At 29.0% G+C, this 3,799-nt stretch carries 4 protein-coding genes; all 4 read right to left on the bottom strand.

The features are described 5' to 3' along the window. Nucleotides 1-241 precede the first annotated feature (241 nt). The gene (locus ACMOUI_RS13065) at nucleotides 242-787 is read right to left on the bottom strand and encodes a GNAT family N-acetyltransferase (protein WP_418966136.1); all 546 of its coding nucleotides are present in this window, start codon (nucleotides 785-787) and stop codon (nucleotides 242-244) included. After that, nucleotides 775-1,239, bottom strand: a complete 465-nt coding sequence (locus tag ACMOUI_RS13060; protein ID WP_418966135.1) for a YbaK/EbsC family protein — start codon at nucleotides 1,237-1,239, stop codon at nucleotides 775-777. The genes ACMOUI_RS13065 and ACMOUI_RS13060 overlap by 13 nt, the downstream gene beginning before the upstream one ends. A gap of 10 nt (nucleotides 1,240-1,249) precedes the next feature. After that, nucleotides 1,250-1,756 carry a GNAT family N-acetyltransferase gene (locus tag ACMOUI_RS13055; protein ID WP_418966134.1) on the bottom strand — a complete coding sequence of 169 codons (507 nt, stop codon included), beginning with the start codon at nucleotides 1,754-1,756 and terminating at the stop codon, nucleotides 1,250-1,252. Nucleotides 1,757-1,977: 221 nt separating this feature from the next. After that, the coding region (uidA, locus tag ACMOUI_RS13050; protein WP_418966133.1) for a beta-glucuronidase at nucleotides 1,978-3,799 on the bottom strand (1,822 nt) is incomplete at its 5' end.

Below are 3,799 nucleotides of genomic sequence, written 5' to 3'. Positions count from 1 at the left end.
CCTATAAATAGAGTATCAAAAGATTGTTTCAGAATTATGTCATAAAAATATTTTTCTGTTTTTTAAAAAAAAGATTGTGCTATTTTACCACTGTATTATCCTAATTATTCTGTTGGAGTTGCAAGTGATATTGAAGGATTTAAAGGAGATGAAAGAGGACTTTATAATTTCTCACAACTAAATTTTAAAAATTAGACTTTAAACTTTTATAAAAATAAATAGAGAAGACTCAAATCTTCTCTTATTTATTTCTATTCTCTTTTGAAATACTGTAAATTAAATGTAACATATTTTCATTATTATAAACTTTTATAAATTCACCTTCAATTTTCATTCCAGCCCTTTCAGCTACTTTTCTAGATTTAATATTTTCTGGTCTAATTTCAGCAATTACTTTATTTGCTTTTATAGTATCAAAAGCATAGTTTATACATGCCTTTAGCCCTTCTGTAGCATACCCACATCCCCAATATTTCTTATCCAATATATAAGCTACTCCTATATATTTTTTACCATCGATCTCCTCTATTAAAGGTCCAATAAGTCCAATAAAGTTTCTTGATTTCTTTTCTGTAACAAAAAAATAACTATATCTATCACTTTTATAACGAACTTTATTTTTTTTAATCCACTCTCGGGTTTCACTTTCAGAAAATCCATGACCCCATGCATATATAATCTCTTCATCTTTTAAAATATTATAAACAGCATTGAAGTCTTCTTCATTAATCTCTCTAAAATTCAGTCTCTCACTAACTATTTTATACTCAATCTCTATTTTTTGCATACATCAACCCACGAAATAAACGGCGTATATTTTTCTATCTCTTCTATTGTTAATTCAATCGCACTATTACTACTTCCACAAGCTGGAAATACAGTTTTAAATCTTTTTAAAGAGCTATCTAAATAAATATCTATATTTTCATTGACTCCAAATGGGCATACTCCGCCAACCTCATGTCCAATGGCTTCTAATACTCCATCAAATTTAAGCATCTTAGCTTTTGATTTGAATTGTTCTTTATATTTTGAATTATCAATTTTTGTATCTCCAGCAGTTACAATTAAAATAGGATTATTATTGACAATAAATGAAAGTGTTTTTGCTATCCTACATGGTTCACATTGTAAAGCCTCTGCTGCTAAATCTACAGTTGCACTAGATACTTCAAACTCTTGAATCCTATCTTCAATTCCAAATTTTTTAAAATATTCTCTAACTTTTTCAATTGACATTAATCTCCTCCTAAATATTTTTAGAAATAATTTTATCATAACAATAAAATGGTTTCTCTTTTCCTAAAAACTTCATTTCTCCAACTAATTGAAATCCAAATTTTTTAAAAAGAGAGTTCATTTTATCATTGATCGAATACGTATCTGTTTTTAAATATGAAACTCCATTTTTTAATGCTAGCTCTTCAGAAAATTTTAATAAAGAGATTGCCACTCCTTGATTTCTAAAATTTGAATTTACTGCCATTCTATGAATAACCATAGCTTTTTCCAAAGATTGCCAATTTATGTAGTTATATTCAATAGGCTCTATATAATTTACACAAACAAAGCCTCTTATTTCATCATTTAACTCATCCACATACAAATCACCAGCTTCTATGTCTTTTAAAAAGTTTATCGCTTGTGGATAACTCTCATCCCACTGAGTATTATTATATGATTTCATCTCATTTATTGTTACTGCTATAATTTTCATAATTTTTGAAATATCTATTTTTGTTGCTTTTCTTATCACACTTAATCCCCTTCTTTTAATTAAAATATATTAGAGATTTTAACTCTTTTTTGTATATTTTCATAGCCTAAATTTATAAAATCCTACTCTTATTAAGACATCAGTGAACTACCACCGCCCTAATAGAGGAAGAGGTTTTCTCAGGGCGTTTTGATAAATAAAAAAAATTTCCACTACAAAATTTTAACTGTAGTGGAAATCTAATACTTCTAAAACTAAAACTATTTTTTATAATTAAAATCTGGAATTTGTTCCCATCTTTTCTTCAATGTATGAGCTGCTAGTTTAGGTTTTCTCTCTCTTGTAAATATACCTTTTTTATTCCCACCAACTCTCATTATACTATCATATCTCGTTGCAAAATCAGCAAAATTCCAAACTTGCTCCCCTATAAAATACTCCACTTTATCAAAAGCTCTTCCGTGTATTTCGTAGTAAATTTGCTGATACTCTTCACTGTAAATCATAGGAGTAGTTTCTCTTAGTCCGCTCACTGTGTCTGCTCCAAACTCTGTATACATCATCGGTTTTTTATGACGATTCCACCACATCTCTAGCTCTTTTACAATAACTCCCTCAACTAACTCAATCTCTCCTGTTCCCCAGTACCATCCATAGTATCTATTAAAGCATAAAACATCTAATTCAGCACAAATCTTATGAGCCTCCTCTGTATTTAATGGATAAGCAATGTGTGAAACCAATGTCACAGGTCTTTTTTGTGGGTCTAATTTTTTTGCCAAATCAATCATTGGTTTGAAATAATCATATGATCCTTCCTCCTCTAAAGCTGCTTCATTTCCTACACACCACATAACAACACATGGATGATTTTTGTCTCTTTCAATTAATCCTCTAATATCTTTTTCATGTTGAATTTTTGTTTCTAAAACTTCCCAAGTTGATACTGATGATTTTATTCCCATATATGTGTTCATAAAATTTATATGAAGTCCAACTGCTGGAACCTCATCAATAACAACAACTCCTTCTTCATCAGCCAATCTCATAATCTCTTCAGAATATGGATAATGCGAAGTTCTAAAAGAGTTTGATCCAAGCCATTTCATTAAGCTAAAGTCTTTTCTATTTATTACTTCGTTTAAACCTCTTCCATTTGAATTTGAATCCTCATGTTTTCCAAATCCTTTAAAGTAAAATGGTTTTCCATTTATTAAAAACTTTCCTTCTACAACTTTAACTGTTCTTATACCACATTTTTCATAATATACATCTAAAATGTTTCCTTCATCTTTCAATGTAACTTTTATTTCATAAAGATATGCATCCCCTGGCTCCCAAAATTTAGCATTCTCTATCTTTATTTTACCTTTTTTTCCAAATGATTCAGCTACCATGTTTCCATCTCTATCGAAAATTTCCACTAAAACATCTTTATCAGTTGATAGTTTTATCTCATAATTTATAACTCCAGTTGTATTTTCTATATCTGTAATTAAAATTATATCTTTTATATATTCTTTTGGAGTTGTATAAATTTTTACAGGTCTATGGATACCACTATAGTTAAAAAAATCTACACAATAGGCCGTATGACGTTTTACTTTAGGTATCATCAGTTCTTCTAAACCTCTAGATACATTTTCTAATTCTTTTACTCCTCCTACAGGTAGTGTCGTATGATCCAATACATTATCAACCAGTATTGTTAATCTATTTTTTTCTAATAGATTCTCCTTTTTTAATTCAACTTCAAATGGAAGAAAGCCTCCTTTATTTTTACAAATCTCTTCACCATTTAAAAAGACAATAGCTTTGTGAGTAACACTTCCAAATCTTAAAATTATTCTATCTTCATTTAAAATATTTCTAGGAAGTTCAAACTCTTTTTCATACCAAACTCCTCCTACATGCTCTCTTACTTTCTTATCCTCTATTAAATCATTATAACTTGAAGGAACTGGTAAATTATAAACTTTACCTTCTAACTTTTTTTTTGCCCAATTATTTTTTTCTCCCTTACCATCATCTAGTTTAAATCTCCAAATGCCTGATAAATCTATTAAGTTTCTAGTTGTAGTC

The sequence above is a fragment of the Cetobacterium sp. genome (assembly GCF_048470075.1).
Taxonomy (GTDB): Bacteria; Fusobacteriota; Fusobacteriia; order Fusobacteriales; family Fusobacteriaceae; genus Cetobacterium_A.
The sequence above is the reverse complement of the archived record's forward strand: the minus strand, read 5'-3'. Positions and strand labels throughout refer to the sequence as shown.

Excerpts from the sequence above, each read along its gene's own strand:
- ACMOUI_RS13060 (WP_418966135.1), bottom strand. The coding sequence starts at position 1,239 with ATGTCAATTGAAAAAGTTAGAGAATATTTTAAAAAATTTGGAATTGAA.
- ACMOUI_RS13065 (WP_418966136.1), bottom strand. The coding sequence starts at position 787 with ATGCAAAAAATAGAGATTGAGTATAAAATAGTTAGTGAGAGACTGAAT.